Origin of the sequence: Halomonas garicola (genome assembly GCF_031935715.1) — a bacterium.
Lineage (GTDB): Bacteria > Pseudomonadota > Gammaproteobacteria > Pseudomonadales > Halomonadaceae > Vreelandella > Vreelandella garicola.
Genome location: NZ_JASSZF010000002.1, coordinates 1 through 16,789, shown reverse-complemented (window position 1 = coordinate 16,789; position 16,789 = coordinate 1). Strand labels below are relative to the sequence as shown.

Sequence of the window (16,789 nt, the reverse complement as noted above, 5' to 3'; positions counted from 1 at the left end):
AGGGGCCGCCAAGGCGACCCCTTCAACTGGCGCAAGCGGTATCAGCCAGGCCGGCACATGAGCGGCTTCAGCCGTCGGTGCCGTCGCTGCGTGCCTGCTCCTGTTGCGCATAGATCAACAGCGGCTCGCTTTCCTTGGCAATCACCGACGCGTCGATGACGACTTTGCTGACCCCTTCCAGCGAGGGAATCTCGTACATGGTATCCAGCAGCACCGACTCCAGGATGGAGCGCAGCCCGCGAGCCCCGGTCTTGCGCGACATGGCGTTGGCGGCCACGGCGCGCAGCGCGTCCTCGCGGAACTCAAGCGTGACGTCTTCCATTTCGAACAGCTTGACGTACTGCTTGATCAGCGAGTTCTTGGGCTCGGTCAAAATCTGGATCAGCGCGTCTTCGGTCAGCTCGGTCAGCGTGGCGATGACCGGCAGGCGGCCAACGAACTCGGGGATCAGGCCAAACTTGACCAGATCGTCGGGTTCCACGTCGGCCAGGATCTCGCCAACGCCGCGCTCGGTGTCCTTGCTCTTGACGCTGGCATTGAAACCGATGCCGGCCTTGTCGGAGCGGTCGCTGATGACCTTGTCCAGACCGGCAAAGGCGCCGCCCACAATAAACAGCATGTTGGCCGTATTGACCTGCACAAACTCCTGCTGCGGGTGCTTGCGACCGCCCTGGGGCGGTATCGAGGCCGTGGTGCCCTCGATCAGCTTGAGCAGCGCCTGCTGCACCCCTTCACCGGAGACGTCCCGGGTAATGGAGGGGTTATCGGACTTGCGGGAAATCTTGTCGATTTCGTCGATATAGACAATGCCGCGCTCTGCTTTTTCGACGTCGTAGTCGCACTTCTGCAGCAGCTTCTGGATGATGTTCTCGACGTCCTCGCCCACGTAGCCGGCTTCCGTCAGCGTGGTGGCATCGGCGATGGTAAAGGGTACGTTCAACAGCCGCGCCATGGTCTCGGCGAGCAGGGTCTTGCCGCTGCCCGTCGGGCCAATCAGCAGGATGTTGGACTTGCCGAGCTCGACATCATCCTCCGCTACGCCGGATTTCAGCCGCTTGTAGTGGTTATACACCGCGACTGACAGCACCATTTTGGCGCGATCCTGCCCGATGACGTAGTCATCCAGGGTGTAGCGGATCTCGCGAGGAGTTGGCAGACGCTCATCATCGCTCTCGGCATCGGCTTCGAGAACTTCCTCGCGAATGATGTCGTTACATAGATCGACACACTCATCGCAGATATACACGGACGGACCGGCAATCAGCTTGCGTACTTCGTTCTGGTTCTTGCCACAAAACGAGCAGTACAGCAGCTTGCCTTCTTCGTCCTTGCCTTTGCCGTCGGCCATTGGCGTACCTCTTTCGCTGCGGCGGCAACTGCCGCCGGAAAAGCTCGTTGGAAAAGCGGGCCCATCACGCTATCAGGATGTCGGCCGCTTATCCAGCACTGCGTCGATCAGGCCGTATTCGGTGGCCTGTTCGGCGTTCATGAAGTTGTCGCGGTCGGTATCGCGCGCCACCGTATCGATATCCTGGCCGGTATGGTGGGCCAGGATCTGATTGAGGCGGTCACGGATGCCGAGAATCTCGCGGGTGTGGATTTCGATATCCGACGCCTGACCCTGATAGCCGCCCAGCGGCTGGTGGATCATCATCCTTGAATTGGGCAGGCAGAAGCGCTTGTCCGCCGCGCCGCCGGCCAGCAGCAGCGCGCCCATGCTCGCCGCCTGGCCAATGCATACCGTGGAGACATCGGGCTTGATGAACTGCATGGTATCGTAAATCGCCATGCCGGCCGTTACCGAGCCCCCCGGCGAGTTGATGTAGAGATGCACGTCCTTGTCGGGGTTCTCCGACTCAAGGAACAGAAGCTGAGCAACGATCAGGTTGGCCGTGTAGTCTTCTACCGGGCCCACCAGGAAAATCACGCGCTCTTTGAGCAGGCGCGAATAGATATCGTAGGATCTTTCCCCTTTGGCGCTTTGCTCAACCACCATGGGCACTAAACCGCCGGCGTTTTGAATATCCAACTCACTCATTCGGGTGATTCCTTGCGTCCGGTCAGGGAAAGGCGCGCCGTTGGCACAGCGCGCCGCGTAGGGTCAGCGGGCGTCAGGCCTCCGCTTGTTCTTCGGCGCCTTCTTCCCCGCCCTGCTGCTGGGCCGCGGCAAGGGCCTGCTGGTAGCTCATCTCGACATCGCTCACCTGAGCCTGATCCATCAGCTGGGCCACGGCCTTGTCTTCGAGGATGGCGGACTTCACCTGGGTCTTCAGCTGGTCGTTACCCATGTAGTAGTCAACGACCTCCTGGGGGTCCTGGTACTGGCCGGCAAGCTCTTCGACCTTGGCCTTGATTTCGTCGTCGCTGGCGTCAAGCTCGCTCTGCTTGATGACCTCGGCCAGCAGCAGGCCGGTCTGAACCCGGCCCTTGGCCTGCTCTTCAAACAGCTCGTTGGGCAGCTGGCTGACGTCAAAGTCTTCGCCCAGGCCAAACTGCTGCGCGGCCTGGCGCTTCATGCCGTCGGTCTCCTGCTGCACCAGCGCGCCCGGTACCGGAATATCGTTGGCCGCCTTGAGCGCGTCGAGCACCTGCTGCTTGACGCGGTTGTCCACCGCCTGCTCGGCCTCGCGGGTCATGTTCTTCTTCACTTCCGCACGGAATTCGGTGGCGTCTCCGCCTTCCACGCCGAAGCGCTCGATGAACGCGGCGTCAACCTCGGGCAGCACCTGCGCCTTGACCTCGTGAACCTTGACCTTGAAGGAGGCTTCCTTGCCGGCCAGATGTTCTGCCTGGTAGTCCTCGGGGAAGGTAACGCTGATGGTCGTTTCGTCGCCGGGCTTGGCACCTTCCAGCTGCTCTTCAAAGCCGGGAATAAAGCTGTTGGAGCCCAGCACCAGCTCGTGGCCTTCGGCGCTACCGCCCTCGAAGGGCTCGTCGTCGATGAAGCCCTGGAAATCGATCTTGGCCTGGTCGCCTTCGGCGGCGGCGCGCTCGACGTTTTCCCAGTCGGCGTTCTGCTTGCGCAGGGTTTCGATCATTTCCTCGACGTCGGCATCGGTAACCTCGACGACCGGGCGCTCAACGGCGGTGCCCTCAATAGAGGCCAGCTCTACCTTGGGGTACACCTCCATGGTAGCAACAAACTCCAGATCCTTGCCGGCTTCGTTGACGGTGGCGTCAATGGAGGGATAGCCCGCCGGGTTCAGCGCCTCATCGGTAATCGCGCGAACGTAGCGCTCGCGCATGACTTCACCGACAATCTCGTCGCGCACGCTCTGACCATAGCGCTGCTCGACAACGGACATCGGCACCCGTCCCTGGCGGAAGCCATTCAGGCGCACGTTCTTCGCGGTGTCTTTCAAGCGAGCGCTGACGGCCTCGTCGATTTCGGCGGCCGGTACCTGGATGGTAAGGCGGCGTTCAATCGGGGTGGTCGTCTCGACGGAAACTTGCATGAAATGTCCTCTAGCGGCTGGGCGATATGGTGTTGGCGAAAAAGATCAAGGGATCGATTTTAAGAATCCTTGAGCACGCTGGCAAGCGCCATGCGCGTAATGATGGGGGCCCTTGCGTGGATTACAACCCTGCCGGCGCGGTGAGGGGCGTTTTTCGGCATCGCAAGGCGAAGCGGGCGTACCCGCAAGCCTGAAAGGCGCTCAGCGGCGCCACAGCGTAACGGCATAAAGCAGTAGCCCAAGCGTGGCCCCGTGGGAGAGCCCTACGGCCATCAATCCTTGAGCAGTGCCCACCGCCGCGTACCAGCCCAGGGCCAGCACAACGCCCAGGGCCAGCAGCCCGGCCAGGCGCGCAAAAAGCCCCGGCAGACGCTGCCTGCCGGCCTGATCCAGCCAGCGCCACTGTACCGCCGTCACCACCAGGATGGCGACTGCCCCCCCCAGCATGAGCACCAGGCGGGTGTCATGGCCGCCGGCAACGTAGCGCGGCAGCGTCGCCAGCATGATCGCGCAAAGCCCCGCGCCCAGACTGATCCGCTCGGGAGATGTTGGCTGTGCGTTCATTCAGGCGACCTTGAGCTGCTGCTCTTCGATCCACTCTTCCACCCAGGGAACCGCAGCATCGTCGGCCATGAAGGTCTCCATGGCGTCAACTTCCAGACGCTCGCCCAGCCGCGTAGCGCCCAGGTCTTCGAGCAGCGCATTAAGCGTACGCCCGGCGCCGCAGAAGCTCTCCCCGTAGGAGCTATCGCCCAGGGCGATAAGGCCGTAGCGAAGCCCGCCAAGGAAGGGGCTTTGCTCCTGCAGCGCGCGCGCAAAGGGCATAAAGTTGCCGGGAAAGTCGCCGCTGCCGGTGGTGGAAACGCAAAACAGCACCAGCGTTGTGTCCTGCGCGGTCAGCATGTCCGGCGTTGCCTGCTCGGTAATCTCGACGCTGTAACCGGCCTCTTCAAACAGCGGCATGACCTGCTCGGCCACGTCCAGCGCGCCGCCGTACATGGTGCCGACCAGTATTTTGAGCTGCGACATGTAACGTTTCTCTCCTTTTCATGGCATGACTGCCGAAGTTGCTGCGGCAAAAGTCGACAAATACCCGATGAATTTGCTCAAATATTAGCACGTTGATATTTGTTGGCACACGCCGCGAAGGCGCGCACACAAACCTAGCCGAGGACCCCATGTCACCCACCCTGCAACAGACATTCGAAGCCTGGATCACGCCGCTGATGATTGGCGGGCTCATTATCTTCATGTGCTTTATCATCTGGGATCTAGCCAAGAAGTCCAATGCCGGGCGCTTCGGCACCATCATGCTGTTTATCATACTGGGAGCGGGCATGTTCGGCTACGTGCTCAAGGTGGTGATCACCTGGATCCTTGAAGGTGGCCTGGGCTGACCGCATCGACGTAGCGCGCAAATCCGGCATTTTTTCACGCCGACCTGTTGGCGGCGGAAGCACTTTCCTTTATCGTCCCTCTAGCTCAGGAATAAGAAAAACCACTTTAATTCCTGTAAAGAATATAAATAGAGATGAATTGCTGGAGTACTCATGCTACGAACCTTTAGCCTGCTTCCCCTGCTGACCTCCACCGCCCTGGCGCTGGCCGGTACTGCTCACGCGGATGATGACGTGCTGAAGGTCGGCATGTCGGGCAGCTACTTCCCCTTCACGTTTGTCGAAAAAGACACGCTGCAGGGCTTTGAAGTCGATGTCATGCGCGCTGCTGCCCAACAAATGGATACCGACGTTGAGTTCGTCACCGCCAGCTTTTCGGGGCTGTTCGGCATGCTCGAGTCGGGGCGCGTGGATACCATTGCCAACCAGATCACCATCACCGATGAACGCCAGCAGAAATATCTGTTTTCCGAGCCCTACGTGTATGACGGCGCCCAGGTGGTAGTAAAGCGCGGCAACAAGGAGATCAAGGGCGTCGAGGATCTGGCCGGCAAAACTGTGGCCGTCAACCTTGGCTCCAACTATGAACAGCTGCTGCGCGAGCTGCCCTACGCCGACGACATCGAGATTCGCACCTACGAAAGCAACATCGAGCAGGATACGGCGCTGGGCCGCGTGGATGCCTTTGTCATGGACCGGATCAGCGCAAGCCAGGTCATCCAGGAAAAGCCGCTCCCCCTGGCGCTAGCCGGCAAGCCGTTTTCCAAACTGCGTAATGCCCTGCCCTTCCGCGACACGCCGGCCGGCCGCACGCTGCGCGATCGGGTCGACAGCGCTCTGGAAAAACTTCGCAAGTCCGGCAGGCTCGGCGAAATATCCAAGCGCTGGTTCGGCAATGATATTACTCGCCCCTGAGGGAACGTTGATTTTTCATGAACCTGCTTGACGTTCCCTACATGCTCGAGCTGGTGCCGATCCTGCTGCGCTACCTGCCCCTGACGCTGGGCATGGCCGCCGCGGGAATGGTGCTGGCGCTGTCGCTAGCCGCCGGACTGGCCGTCATTCGCGTGTTGCGCCTGCCGGTGCTTAACATGGCGACGCTGCTGTTCATCTCGTTTTTTCGTGGCACACCGCTGCTGGTCCAGCTTTTCCTGTTCTACTACGGCCTGCCCCAGATCATGTCGGTGCTGACCACCATTAACGGCATAACGGCTACCATCATGGGGCTGACGCTGCATTTTTCTGCCTATATGGCAGAGTCGATTCGCGCCGCCATTGTCGGGGTGGATCGCAGCCAGACCGAGGCGGCGCTGTCCATCGGCATGACCCAGGGCCAGCTGATGAGGCGCATCGTACTACCCCAGGCCACGCGTATTGCGGTACCCACGCTGATGAACTACTTCATCGACATGATCAAGGCCACCTCGCTGGCTTTCACACTGGGCGTGACGGAGCTGATGGGGGCAACGCAAAAGGAAGCAGCGGGCAGTTTTCTATATTTCGAAGCCTTTATTGTGGCGGCGGTGATCTACTGGGCCATTGTCGAACTGCTGGCCTGGTGTCAGCGGCGGCTGGAATATCGACTCAACAAGGCATATCGCCGATGATTCGGATAACCAACCTCGTCAAGCGCTTTGACGGCACCGCGGTCCTCGACGGCATCGACATGGATATTGCCCGGGGCGAGATTATCGTGGTGATCGGCCCTTCGGGCACCGGAAAGTCGACGCTGCTGCGCTGTTTGAATTTTCTCGAACGCCCCGACGCCGGGCACCTTGTACTGAATGATCTCGACATGGACGTGGCGACGGCCAGCGCGCGCTCGATACTTGCGGTCAGGCGACGCACGGCCTTTGTCTTTCAGAACTATGCGCTGTTTGCCAACAAGACAGCGCTGGAAAATATCGCCGAAGGTCTGCTCGTGGTCCATCGCTGGCCCAGACACAAAGCCCATGCCCGAGCGCGTGACATTCTCGAGCGTATCGGGCTGGCCGACAAGGGTGACGCCTATCCGGCCTCCCTGTCCGGCGGGCAGCAGCAGCGCGTCGGCATCGGGCGAGCCATGGCCGCGCGGGCCGAGGTCATTCTCTTTGATGAGCCCACCTCTTCGCTGGACCCCGAGTGGGTGGAAGAAGTCCTGGAACTGATGAAGCAGCTGGCCGCCGAGCGGCAGACCATGCTGGTGGTCACCCACGAGATGAACTTTGCGCGCGACGTGGCCGACCGGGTCATCTTCATGGAAGGCGGACGCATTGTTGAGCAGGGCCCGCCATCGCAGCTGTTCAGCGCGCCGCAGGATCCGCGCACCCGCGCTTTTTTACGCAAGATGCTTGCCGGTCAGCCCGCGGAAACCCTGCCGGACACTCCGACGGCAACGCTCTCCGATTTATAGCCGCAGCGGGCCGGGGAGACCATGACATCAGGCGTCCTGGTCAGAATCCTTTTTCGCCGTGAGCTCCTCGACCTGCTGCTTGAGCTTCTGCCCGGGACGAAAGGTCACCACCCGGCGGGCCGAAATCGGGATCTCTTCGCCGGTCTTGGGGTTGCGCCCCGGCCTTTCACGCTTGTCGCGGAGCTCGAAGTTACCGAACCCGGACAGCTTGACCTGCTCGTTTTCCCGCAGACAGCTGCGGATTTCCTCGAAAAAGGTTTCTACCACCGCTTTGGCTTCGCGCTTCGACAGCGCAAGCTCGGTGTGCAGATGCTCAGCAAGCGCTGCTTTGGTTAATGCACCCATATGGCCTCTCCTCCCGCCGGCGCCACCTTGCATGATGGCGCCGGCTTTCGGCGGCAGACTCAATTATCCGCGCAGCCCGGCATTAAACTCGCGCTTTACCTGCTCGACGATTGAATCCACCAACTGATTGATTTCATCGTCATTTAGCGTGCGCGATGGATGCTGCCAGGTCAAGCCCAGGGCCACACTCTTGCAGCCGTCGGCCACGCCCTCTCCGGCATAGACATCAAACAGGCGCGTTTCGCTCAGGTACTCTCCGGCGTGGGCACTGGCCACATCCAGCAGCGCCTGCACGGGCACGGAGTCGGCGACGCTGAAGGCCAGGTCGCGGCGCACTTCGGGGTAGCGCGACAGCGGCTCGAACCCGGGCACCCGGCCTTGGCTCAGGGCGTCGAGGCTGACCTCAAACCCGACCGCATCGACCTTGAGCCCTACCCGGCGGCGGACCTCGGGGTGCAGCGTTCCCAGCCAGCCGACGGCCTCTCCCCGGTAGAGAATGCGCGCGCGCTGCCCCGGATGCAGCGCCGGATGATCGCCTGGCTCCATACGCCAGTCCGTGGGGCAGCTGCCCAGGGCAAACAGGCTTTCCAGATCGCCCTTCACGTCGTAAAAATCCAGCGGCTCGGCGCTCTCGCTCCAGCTTTCGGGGTAACGCGACCCGCAGGCCAGCGCGCCGAGCATCGGCGTCTGGCGCAGGTTGTCGAGGTGGCCGTTGAAAACAAGGCCGGTCTCAAATAGCCGCACGCGCGGCTGCTGGCGCTTGAGGTTGTAGTCCATGGCCCGAACCAGTCCGGGAAGCAGACTTGCCCGCATCACGGAGAGATCGCTGGAAATCGGGTTGGCCAGCGCCGGCGCCACGGCTTGCGGCAGCAGGGCTTCCTGAAGCTCGGGGGCCACAAAGCTGTAGGTAATCGCCTCCTGGTAACCCCGGGCTACCATTTGCCGGCGCAGCTGTGCCTGGCTGACGCCGGCCTCGTTATCCGGGCGCAGCGCCAGGCGCGCCGCCGGCCGACGGACCGGGAAGTTATTGTACCCGTGGATGCGCGCCACTTCCTCGATCAGGTCTTCCTCGATCGCCGCATCAAAACGCCAGCTGGGCGCGGTCACGTCCCAGCCGTCGGCCGTTGCCGCCACGTCAAAGCCCAGCCGAGCCAGGATGTCTTCCACGTCCCCGGCGTCAAGCGCCTTGCCCAGCACTTTTTCCAGCCGCCGAGCGCGCAGGCTGATTTGCCGGGTATCGGGGCAGTGCGTTTCGCTTGTCACTTCGGTCAGCGGGCCGGCCTCGCCGCCGCAGATCTCCAACAGCAGCGCGGAAGCCCGCTCGATGGCCACCGCGGTCAGCCGGGGGTCCACACCGCGCTCAAAGCGGTGCGAAGCATCGGTGTGCAGCCCGTAAGAGCGCGCCTGGCCGGCAACGGCCAGCGGCGTGAAAAAGGCCGACTCAAGAAAAATGGTGCGAGTGGCCGGGCTGACGCCGGAATCCTCTCCGCCCATAACTCCGGCGATCGCCAGCGGCTTCTGGTGGTCGGCAATCAGCAGCGTTTCCGGGCGCAGCGAGATCTCCTGGCCGTCGAGCAGCGTCAGGCGCTCGCCGTCCCGGGCCTTGCGTACAACGATACCGCCGTCAAGGTTATCGCGATCGAAAGCGTGCAGCGGCTGGCCAAGCTCGAGCATGACGTAGTTGGTCACATCCACCACCGGATCAATGGCGCGAAGGCCGCTGCGGCGCAGGCGTTCGGTCATCCATAGCGGGGTCTCGGCGCCCACGTCTACGCCCCGGATGATCCGCCCCACATAGCGGGGGCACAGCGCCTCCGCCTCGACGTCAATCGGCAGCGCCGTATCGTGGCCGGCCGGCACCGGCGTCATGTCAGGCGGTGTGACAACCAGGCGATTCAGCGCGCCGACTTCCCGGGCCAGCCCTTTCAGGCTCAGGCAATCGCCGCGGTTGGGCGTCAGGTCGACTTCGATGGCGTTATCATCGAGAGCCATATAGCGGCGGAAGTCTTCGCCCACCGGCGCCGCCGCCGGCAGCACCAGAATGCCCGGCGAGGCTTCTTCTTCAAGTCCCAGCTCGGACGCGGAGCAGATCATGCCGCGGGATTCCACGCCGCGCAGCTTCGCCTTTTTGATCTTGAAGTCTCCGGGCAGCACTCCGCCCACCCGAGCAAAAGCCACTTTCTGCCCGGCTTCGACGTTGGCCGCGCCGCACACCACCTGCACCGGCTCCGCCGAGCCGTCGTTGACGGTGCAGAGGCTCAGCTTGTCGGCATCGGGGTGCGGCTCCCGAGTCAGCACTTCGGCCACGACAACGCCGGTAAACGCCTTGGCTACTGGCTCAATGGCATCGATTTCCAGACCTGCCATGGTGACCTGATCGGCCATGGCCTGGGTATCCAGCTGCGGAGATACCCACTCACGCAGCCACTGTTCAGAAAACTTCATGTTCTATCCCGTATTCAGCGCAAGGCTCAGGCAAACTGCTGCAAAAAGCGCAGGTCGTTATCGAAAAACAGGCGCAGATCGTTCACGCCGTAGCGCAGCATCGCCAAACGCTCGGCGCCCATGCCGAAGGCAAAGCCGCTGAAGCGCTCGGCATCGATAGCCGAGTGGCGAAACACTTCGGGGTGCACCATGCCGCAGCCCATGACTTCAAGCCAGCCGCTGTGGGAGCACACGCGACAGCCTTCGCCGCTGCACATCACGCATTGAATATCCACTTCCGCCGAGGGTTCGGTAAACGGAAAGTACGAGGGCCGAAAACGAACGGATAAATCCTCGCGCTCGAAAAAGCCGTGGAGGAAATCCTCGATGGTTCCCTTCAGGTCGGCAAAACTGATGCCTTCATCGACCAGCAGCCCCTCTATCTGATGGAACATCGGCGTATGGGTCAAATCCGAGTCGCTGCGATACACTCGCCCCGGGCAAACAATGCGGATGGGCGGCGCCTTGGCTTCCATGGTGCGCACCTGCACCGGCGAGGTGTGGGTGCGCAAAAGCCTTGTGGCATCAAAGTAGAACGTATCGGCCATGCCCCTCGCCGGATGGTGCGCAGGAATGTTCAGCGCCTCGAAGTTGTGATAGTCATCTTCGATTTCCGGACCCACGGCCACGTCAAAGCCGATCCGGGTAAAAAGCCCCTCGATGCGCTCGAGCGTGCGCGTCACCGGATGCAGACCGCCAGGCGACTGGCCGCGGCCGGGCAGCGTGACGTCCAGCGTTTCGGCAGCCAGCCGGGCGTCGAGCGCGGCCTTTTCCAGTTCCCGGCGCTTTTGTTCGATATCGCCTGCAAGCGCCTGCTTGGCCTGGTTGATACGCTCACCGGCGGCGGGACGCTCTTCCGCCGACAGCTTGCCCAGCCCCTTGAGCAAGGCCGTAACCTCGCCTTTTTTCCCCAAATAGCGGACACGCAGTTCTTCGAGCGCCGCGACGCTTTGTGAAGCCTGTATGGCGGCACGCGCGTCAGCGACCAGGCTAGGAAGATGATCCATCCGATTGACTCCGAGTTAGGCGTTTGCCTTTGCAGCAAAAAGTATCAAAAAATGGCGCGCTGGCAGTGACAAAAAAACAGGGGAAGAGCGGCTGCTCTTCCCCTGTATGGGTCACGTGATGAGACCTATGGCATTGCGTACACGCCGGTACGCAGTGCGTTATTGGGCAGCCTTGGCTTTTTCCACGATGGCCGCAAAGGCCGCTTTCTCGTGAACAGCCAGGTCAGCCAGCACCTTGCGGTCGATTTCGATGCCGGCTTTCTTCAGGCCGCCAACGAAACGGCTGTACGACAAGCCGTGCTGACGGGCGCCGGCGTTGATCCGCTGGATCCACAGGGCACGGAACTGACGCTTGCGGTTGCGGCGGTCACGGTAGGCATACTGGCCTGCCTTGATGACGGCCTGTTTGGCCACGCGGAAAACGCGCGACCGGGCACCGTAGTAGCCCTTGGCCTGCTTCAATACTTTTTTATGACGACGACGGGCGACAACGCCACGCTTGACACGAGTCATAACACACTCCTGACTTGGATAGGCTGGATGAGCGCAGCGATGCGCTCCCAGAAAATTCGACCTTTACAGATTCGGCAGCATACGCTGGATCAACGGCTTGTCGGCTTCGTGGATCTGCTTCATACCACGCAGCTGACGCTTACGCTTGGTCGACTTCTTGGTCAGGATGTGGCTACGAAAGGACTGCTTGTGCTTGAAACCGTTAGCGGTTTTCTTGAAGCGCTTGGCAGCACCGCTGTTACTCTTGATTTTCGGCATGAGGATATACTCCGCTCGATATTCTTTAGAAAACCCAAGGCCTGCCAGCGTCACCGCTGGCCCGTTTAACCGGCCGCTGGATCACTTCTTCTTGGGGGCAAGAATCATGATCATCTGGCGCCCTTCCATCTTGGGGAAAGACTCCACTGACCCTAAGCCCTCGAGGTCTTCGGCGATCCGTTCCATCAGCTTGCGGCCGATATCCTGGTGCGCCATTTCACGACCCCGGAAGCGCAATGTGACCTTACCCTTGTCACCACTTTCCAGAAAGCGCGTCAGGTTTTTCAGCTTCACCTGGTAATCGCCTTCATCAGTGCCAGGCCGGAACTTGACTTCCTTGACCTGGATGTGCTTCTGCTTTTTCTTTTGAGCCGCTTTTTGCTTTTTCTGCTCAAAAACGAATTTGCCGTAGTCCATGATCTTGCAGACGATGGGGTCGGCATTCGAAATTTGCACGAGATCCATACCCGCTTCCCCGGCACGCTCAATGGCGTCGCGCGTGGGCACAATGCCCAGCTGCTCGCCGTTGCTATCAATGAGGCGTACCTGGTCATCGGTAATTCGCTCGTTCATTGGTGGGCGTTTGTCTTGTGGACGCCCGCGCTGGTTGCTTCGCTTGATTGCTCCGTCTCCTTAGGCAATTGACGATGTCGTCAGAACCGCTCTCTCAGTGTCAAGACGCTGAATAAGCGCATCAACGGTCATGGTACCAAGATTTTCGCCGCCGCGCGTACGTACGGCGACCGAGTCAGTTTCAACTTCCTTATCTCCTACCACCAGGAGATAGGGAACTTTTTGCAGCGTGTGCTCACGGATTTTAAAGCCGATTTTCTCATTCCTCAAGTCGGCGTTGATCCGCAGCCCGGTTTGCGCCAGTCGCTGCTCCACGGCCAGGGCATAATCCCGCTGGGCATCGGTAATGGTCATGACCACGGCCTGCTGAGGGGCGAGCCACAGCGGCATGGCCCCGGCGTAGTGCTCAATCAGGATGCCCAGAAAGCGCTCGAAGGAGCCCAGAATGGCGCGGTGAAGCATAACCGGCACCTGGCGGCTGCCGTCTTCATCCACGTACTGGGCACTCAGCCGGCCGGGCAGATTGAAGTCGAGCTGTAGCGTACCACATTGCCACACGCGATTGAGACAGTCACGCAGAGAAAACTCGATTTTGGGGCCGTAAAACGCGCCTTCACCCGGCTGCAGCTCCCATTCGAGCCCGGTCGCGTCGAGCGCCGACTCCAGCCCTTTTTCTGCCTGGCTCCACAGCTCCGGCTCGCCCAGAAAATCATCCGGCCTCGTGGACAGCTTCAGCTCGACGTCTTCAAAGCCAAGCGTCTTGTAGACTTCCAGCGTTTGCGCAATAAACGCCTCGGCCTCGGACTGGATTTGCCCCTCGGTACAGAAGATATGCGCATCGTCCTGGGTAAAGCCGCGCACGCGCATCAGGCCGTGCAGCGAGCCCGAAGGCTCGTTGCGGTGGCAGCTGCCGAACTCTGCCAGGCGCAGCGGCAGATCGCGATAGCTTTTCAGCCCCTGGTTGAACACCTGGACGTGACACGGGCAGTTCATCGGCTTGACCGCGTATTCGCGCTTTTCCGACTCCGTGGTGAACATCAGCTCGCTGTAGTGCCCCCAGTGGCCGGACTTTTGCCACAGGGAAAGATCAACGACCTGAGGCGTCTTGATCTCCTGGTAGCCGTGCCGCAGCTGGACGTCGCGCATATAGTCCTCAAGCGCCCGATACATGCTCCAGCCGTTGGGATGCCAGAACACCATGCCCGGCGCTTCTTCCTGGAGGTGAAACAGGTCCATCTTGCGCGCAAGCTTACGATGGTCGCGCTTCTCGGCTTCTTCGAGACGCTTGAGGTAGGCCTTGAGCTGCTTCTTGTCTCCCCAGGCGGTGCCGTAGATGCGCGTCAGCATGGGGTTTTCCGCATCCCCGCGCCAATAGGCACCGGCCAGCTTGGTCAGTTTGAACGCCTTCAGGTGGCGCGTGTTGGGCACGTGGGGCCCGCGGCACATGTCAATATATTCTTCGTGATGATAAAGCCTGATGGTGGCGCCTTCGGGAATATCCCGCACAACTTCCTGCTTATAAGGCTCGTCACGGTGCAAAAACGTCAGCATCGCCTGGTCGCGATCGACGTACTCGCGAACTACGTCGTATTCCCGCTTGATCAGGGATTCCATGCGCGCTTCGATGGTTTCCAGGTCTTCCGGCGTTACCGATTGCCCGAAGTCGACGTCATAGTAGAAGCCGTCGTCAATGACCGGCCCGATTGCCATCTTCGCATCCGGATAGAGCTGCTTGACCGCATGCCCGACCAGATGGGCGCAGGAGTGGCGAATGATGTCCAGCCCTTCGGTATCGCGCGACGTAATGATGGCAACCTCAGCATCGTGCTCGATGACATCGGCGGCATCCACGAGTACGCCGTCAATTTTTCCGGCAATGCAGGCTTTGGCCAAACCTGGGCCGATGGACTCAGCCAGCTGCATAATGGAGCGGGGTTCATCAAGCGTGCGCTGGCTACCGTCAGGCAGGGTAACAATGGGCATTCAATTTTCCTTGAGCGCAGTGGTGATCCATACCAAGGATCACATGTCGCTATCAATGGGCTTTATCAGCGATATAGCAACAGCAAAAGCTGCAGCGGACAAAAGACTAACAAAAATAGCGGGCGGCTTAAATAAAAGACGGGAGGCATCAATGCCTCCCGTCCATTAGGTGACGCGGCTATGCCGCTATCAGCTTTCAACTGAGTGAGTTAGTTCCACTCATCGAGCTCTACACGGCGGTTTTCAGCGCGGCCGGCGTCGGTATCGTTGGACGCTACCGGACGCTCTTCACCGTAACCGGTGGAGTTCATGCGATTTTTCTGAATGCCGTGGCTCTGCAGGTAGCTGGCAACGGACTCAGCGCGACGCTGGGACAGTTCCTTGTTGTACTGCGCGCTGCCTACGGAGTCGGTGTGACCGTCAATGCGCACGCGTACGTCGGTGTTGTGCTCAAGCTTCTCGGCCACTTCGCTCAGCTCCTGCTCGGCCTGGCGAGTCAGCTTCGCCGAGTCAAACTCGAAGTTGACGCCTTCCAGCACCAGGCTTTCCTGGCAGCCAAGCGCGTTGACTTCTACACCGGCCGGCGTGTTCGGGCACTGGTCACGGAAGTCCGGAACGCCGTCGTTATCGGAGTCAAGCGGGCAGCCCTTGGCATCGACTTCAACGCCTGCCGGTGTGCCGGGGCACTCGTCGCGGTAGTCCGGAACGCCGTCGTTGTCGGAGTCGAGCGGGCAACCTTCGGCATCAACGGCGACGCCTGCCGGCACCTCACCGTAGCTCGGGCACTGCGGCTTGACTTCTTCGCTCTTGTCGGCACACAGGTAGGCTGCCAGGGCCGCACCAGTCGTTGCGCCAATGGCCGCACCGCTTTCCTCGTCAGAGTCACCGCTGGTGGCATAGCCCAGGCCGCCACCGATCAAACTGCCAGCGAGGCCACATACCGCAGGATGCTGGTACCAGCTGTTATCGGCATCGCTGCCCGACGTCTGACCGCCGGTTTGTGACGCTGAGTTAGCACAGCCGGAAAGCCCCAAAGCCAGAGCGGAACCGAGCAGCAAGCCAGTCGTTGATTTCTTCATGTATGACTCCTTTTTGATCCAATGCGTGAGGCCATATGATGCCAGCCTCGTTGTTCGTGCTTCTTCTGTTCAAACGGCTTTTTACTCAAGCACCCTCATCATTACCCTTTCATCCGGCAAAAGGCGACGTCTTTTTGACCCACGCAGTGATGGTTCGCGTCACCGCACACTCATGAGAAGGCACAGGTAGCCTAGCATAAAGCCCACAGATGTATTTTCAATGGTATATCGCTTAATGCAGCGTTTTTCCACCCTTCGAGCGCCAGAGCATCACGGCTTTTGCCGCGTCAATGACTGGCTGGTGCATTTCCTCTTCCACCTGCAGTCGTTCTTTATCTTCCCCCATACGCTCACGAGGGGAAAGACCCCTTCTCGCCGAATGGGTCTTCAAATGACGCGTTCTGCTATAAACATCGGAGAAAGCGCGAAATTCTTCGCGCTCGACCAGAGTAGGCTCTATTATTTCGAGCAGCACCTTGCAACGCCAGGCACCCTCGGTGATATTTACCTGTTCCTGCACTAGAGCAGCCGACACGTAATCCAGGTTTTCCAGGCTGTTGGTAATGGCCCGCGAATCTTCTTCCTTGCGAAACGCATCGCGCCGCCTTACTTCCCGGCGCAGCCGTGCGGCGTAGGCGGCTAATAGCAGAATGATGATAACGCCAGCGGCCAAAAGTATCATCGCTGTGCCTGAGCTCATAAGATCACCATCCCGACGGGTTGAAATTTCTACATCAATTGTACACAACGCTACTGCCCGAGAACACCTGGCCACGCTATTTTATGCCAGCCCCCATCGGCAACCTCAGCGGTCGGGCCTGTGTTTACTCCTTGCCTGTGTTAACTTTTCATAACCGCTGCCCGCAGCACAACGCGATAGAAGGAACTAACCGTGCGCCAACTCTACCTGACTTTTTTATGTGGCTTTTTAATAGTCGGCGCGGCCGGCTGTACTACCTATACCTGGCCTGACGGCTCAAAGGAAACCGTGCTCGGCGTGCCGGCAGAAAAAGAAAATGCGCGCTACGAGGATGACCGTAATGAGGCTATACGCTATCGCCTTCCCGGGGAAACTGACGATGAGGAAAAAGGCACTAGCCGCCCGATCCCTTGATTACTCGCCATGCCACAGCCACGCACACAAAAAACCCGGCGCGGGGCCGGGTTCTTTGCGTATAGATGCCTGACGATGTCCTACTCTCGCATGGGGAGGCCCCACACTACCATCGGCGCTGAGCGGTTTCACTGCTGAGTTCGGCAAGGGATCAGGTGGTTCCCGCTCGCTATGGCCGTCAGGCGTAAC

At 60.3% G+C, this 16,789-nt stretch carries 19 protein-coding genes and 1 rRNA gene; 5 read left to right on the top strand and 15 right to left on the bottom strand.

Features of this window, described 5'->3' with window-relative positions:
- Positions 1-67: 67 nt before the first annotated feature.
- The 5 genes from clpX to RS027_RS01050 all read right to left on the bottom strand — a co-directional run bounded on the left by clpX (position 68) and on the right by RS027_RS01050 (position 4,484).
- Positions 68-1,348 (bottom strand): ATP-dependent Clp protease ATP-binding subunit ClpX, encoded by a 1,281-nt coding sequence (gene clpX, locus RS027_RS01070; protein ID WP_311952628.1) that lies wholly within the window; start codon positions 1,346-1,348, stop codon positions 68-70.
- Positions 1,349-1,420: 72 nt separating this feature from the next.
- Positions 1,421-2,038 (bottom strand): ATP-dependent Clp endopeptidase proteolytic subunit ClpP, encoded by a 618-nt coding sequence (clpP, locus tag RS027_RS01065; RefSeq protein WP_311952626.1) that lies wholly within the window; start codon positions 2,036-2,038, stop codon positions 1,421-1,423.
- Between the two features lie 73 nt (positions 2,039-2,111).
- Complete coding sequence (gene tig, locus RS027_RS01060; protein ID WP_311952622.1) at positions 2,112-3,455, bottom strand: trigger factor; 1,344 nt, start codon at positions 3,453-3,455, stop codon at positions 2,112-2,114.
- A 201-nt stretch (positions 3,456-3,656) separates the two neighbouring features.
- Positions 3,657-4,019, bottom strand: a complete 363-nt coding sequence (locus RS027_RS01055) for a hypothetical protein (RefSeq protein WP_311952619.1) — start codon at positions 4,017-4,019, stop codon at positions 3,657-3,659.
- Entirely contained in the window at positions 4,020-4,484 is a 465-nt protein-coding gene (locus RS027_RS01050) for a flavodoxin domain-containing protein (protein ID WP_311952616.1), read from the bottom strand. It lies immediately after the preceding gene.
- A 149-nt stretch (positions 4,485-4,633) separates the two neighbouring features.
- On the opposite strand from RS027_RS01050, the gene RS027_RS01045 reads away from it, so the two are divergent.
- From RS027_RS01045 to RS027_RS01030, 4 genes are all read left to right on the top strand, one after another.
- Positions 4,634-4,852: a DUF2788 domain-containing protein gene (locus RS027_RS01045; protein WP_311952614.1), complete on the top strand. Its 219-nt coding sequence runs from the start codon at positions 4,634-4,636 to the stop codon at positions 4,850-4,852.
- 153 nt (positions 4,853-5,005) lie between these two features.
- Positions 5,006-5,767, top strand: a complete 762-nt coding sequence (locus RS027_RS01040) for an amino acid ABC transporter substrate-binding protein (protein WP_311952609.1) — start codon at positions 5,006-5,008, stop codon at positions 5,765-5,767.
- A 17-nt stretch (positions 5,768-5,784) separates the two neighbouring features.
- Complete coding sequence (locus tag RS027_RS01035; protein ID WP_311952606.1) at positions 5,785-6,459, top strand: amino acid ABC transporter permease; 675 nt, start codon at positions 5,785-5,787, stop codon at positions 6,457-6,459.
- Complete coding sequence (locus RS027_RS01030) at positions 6,456-7,244, top strand: amino acid ABC transporter ATP-binding protein (RefSeq protein WP_311952603.1); 789 nt, start codon at positions 6,456-6,458, stop codon at positions 7,242-7,244. The genes RS027_RS01035 and RS027_RS01030 overlap by 4 nt, the downstream gene beginning before the upstream one ends.
- A gap of 27 nt (positions 7,245-7,271) precedes the next feature.
- On the opposite strand, the gene RS027_RS01025 is transcribed toward RS027_RS01030, so the two are convergent.
- From RS027_RS01025 to RS027_RS00985, 9 genes are all read right to left on the bottom strand, one after another.
- A complete protein-coding gene (locus RS027_RS01025) occupies positions 7,272-7,589 on the bottom strand; it encodes an integration host factor subunit alpha (protein ID WP_311952598.1) in 318 nt (105 codons plus the stop codon).
- A 63-nt stretch (positions 7,590-7,652) separates the two neighbouring features.
- A complete protein-coding gene (gene pheT / locus RS027_RS01020; RefSeq protein ID WP_311952595.1) occupies positions 7,653-10,034 on the bottom strand; it encodes a phenylalanine--tRNA ligase subunit beta in 2,382 nt (793 codons plus the stop codon).
- Between the two features lie 26 nt (positions 10,035-10,060).
- Positions 10,061-11,080: a phenylalanine--tRNA ligase subunit alpha gene (gene pheS, locus RS027_RS01015; protein WP_311952592.1), complete on the bottom strand. Its 1,020-nt coding sequence runs from the start codon at positions 11,078-11,080 to the stop codon at positions 10,061-10,063.
- A 159-nt stretch (positions 11,081-11,239) separates the two neighbouring features.
- A complete protein-coding gene (gene rplT, locus RS027_RS01010; protein WP_311952587.1) occupies positions 11,240-11,593 on the bottom strand; it encodes a 50S ribosomal protein L20 in 354 nt (117 codons plus the stop codon).
- A gap of 63 nt (positions 11,594-11,656) precedes the next feature.
- Positions 11,657-11,851, bottom strand: a complete 195-nt coding sequence (rpmI, locus tag RS027_RS01005; protein ID WP_311952584.1) for a 50S ribosomal protein L35 — start codon at positions 11,849-11,851, stop codon at positions 11,657-11,659.
- An 81-nt stretch (positions 11,852-11,932) separates the two neighbouring features.
- Positions 11,933-12,472: a translation initiation factor IF-3 gene (infC, locus tag RS027_RS01000; protein WP_311953064.1), complete on the bottom strand. Its 540-nt coding sequence runs from the start codon at positions 12,470-12,472 to the stop codon at positions 11,933-11,935.
- Between the two features lie 12 nt (positions 12,473-12,484).
- Positions 12,485-14,407, bottom strand: a complete 1,923-nt coding sequence (gene thrS, locus RS027_RS00995; RefSeq protein ID WP_311952581.1) for a threonine--tRNA ligase — start codon at positions 14,405-14,407, stop codon at positions 12,485-12,487.
- A gap of 209 nt (positions 14,408-14,616) precedes the next feature.
- Positions 14,617-15,486 (bottom strand): OmpA family protein, encoded by an 870-nt coding sequence (locus tag RS027_RS00990; RefSeq protein WP_311952578.1) that lies wholly within the window; start codon positions 15,484-15,486, stop codon positions 14,617-14,619.
- A gap of 232 nt (positions 15,487-15,718) precedes the next feature.
- Positions 15,719-16,186, bottom strand: coding sequence for a DUF2489 domain-containing protein (locus RS027_RS00985; protein WP_311952575.1), 468 nt, complete (start codon positions 16,184-16,186; stop codon positions 15,719-15,721).
- Positions 16,187-16,378: 192 nt separating this feature from the next.
- Between RS027_RS00985 and RS027_RS00980 the strand changes: the two genes are divergently transcribed.
- Positions 16,379-16,600, top strand: coding sequence for a hypothetical protein (locus tag RS027_RS00980; RefSeq protein ID WP_311952572.1), 222 nt, complete (start codon positions 16,379-16,381; stop codon positions 16,598-16,600).
- Between the two features lie 67 nt (positions 16,601-16,667).
- Here the strand turns inward: RS027_RS00980 and rrf are convergent.
- A 5S ribosomal RNA gene (rrf, locus tag RS027_RS00975) occupies positions 16,668-16,783 on the bottom strand.
- Between the last annotated feature and the right edge of the window lie 6 nt (positions 16,784-16,789).

What these genes read in the sequence shown, in the direction of transcription:
- clpX (WP_311952628.1), bottom strand. Translation starts at nt 1,348, where the DNA reads ATGGCCGACGGCAAAGGCAAGGACGAAGAAGGCAAGCTGCTGTACTGC.
- clpP (WP_311952626.1), bottom strand. Translation starts at nt 2,038, where the DNA reads ATGAGTGAGTTGGATATTCAAAACGCCGGCGGTTTAGTGCCCATGGTG.
- tig (WP_311952622.1), bottom strand. Translation starts at nt 3,455, where the DNA reads ATGCAAGTTTCCGTCGAGACGACCACCCCGATTGAACGCCGCCTTACC.
- RS027_RS01055 (WP_311952619.1), bottom strand. Translation starts at nt 4,019, where the DNA reads ATGAACGCACAGCCAACATCTCCCGAGCGGATCAGTCTGGGCGCGGGG.
- RS027_RS01050 (WP_311952616.1), bottom strand. Translation starts at nt 4,484, where the DNA reads ATGTCGCAGCTCAAAATACTGGTCGGCACCATGTACGGCGGCGCGCTG.
- RS027_RS01045 (WP_311952614.1), top strand. Translation starts at nt 4,634, where the DNA reads ATGTCACCCACCCTGCAACAGACATTCGAAGCCTGGATCACGCCGCTG.
- RS027_RS01040 (WP_311952609.1), top strand. Translation starts at nt 5,006, where the DNA reads ATGCTACGAACCTTTAGCCTGCTTCCCCTGCTGACCTCCACCGCCCTG.
- RS027_RS01035 (WP_311952606.1), top strand. Translation starts at nt 5,785, where the DNA reads ATGAACCTGCTTGACGTTCCCTACATGCTCGAGCTGGTGCCGATCCTG.
- RS027_RS01030 (WP_311952603.1), top strand. Translation starts at nt 6,456, where the DNA reads ATGATTCGGATAACCAACCTCGTCAAGCGCTTTGACGGCACCGCGGTC.
- RS027_RS01025 (WP_311952598.1), bottom strand. Translation starts at nt 7,589, where the DNA reads ATGGGTGCATTAACCAAAGCAGCGCTTGCTGAGCATCTGCACACCGAG.
- pheT (WP_311952595.1), bottom strand. Translation starts at nt 10,034, where the DNA reads ATGAAGTTTTCTGAACAGTGGCTGCGTGAGTGGGTATCTCCGCAGCTG.
- pheS (WP_311952592.1), bottom strand. Translation starts at nt 11,080, where the DNA reads ATGGATCATCTTCCTAGCCTGGTCGCTGACGCGCGTGCCGCCATACAG.
- rplT (WP_311952587.1), bottom strand. Translation starts at nt 11,593, where the DNA reads ATGACTCGTGTCAAGCGTGGCGTTGTCGCCCGTCGTCGTCATAAAAAA.
- rpmI (WP_311952584.1), bottom strand. Translation starts at nt 11,851, where the DNA reads ATGCCGAAAATCAAGAGTAACAGCGGTGCTGCCAAGCGCTTCAAGAAA.
- thrS (WP_311952581.1), bottom strand. Translation starts at nt 14,407, where the DNA reads ATGCCCATTGTTACCCTGCCTGACGGTAGCCAGCGCACGCTTGATGAA.
- RS027_RS00990 (WP_311952578.1), bottom strand. Translation starts at nt 15,486, where the DNA reads ATGAAGAAATCAACGACTGGCTTGCTGCTCGGTTCCGCTCTGGCTTTG.
- RS027_RS00985 (WP_311952575.1), bottom strand. Translation starts at nt 16,186, where the DNA reads ATGAGCTCAGGCACAGCGATGATACTTTTGGCCGCTGGCGTTATCATC.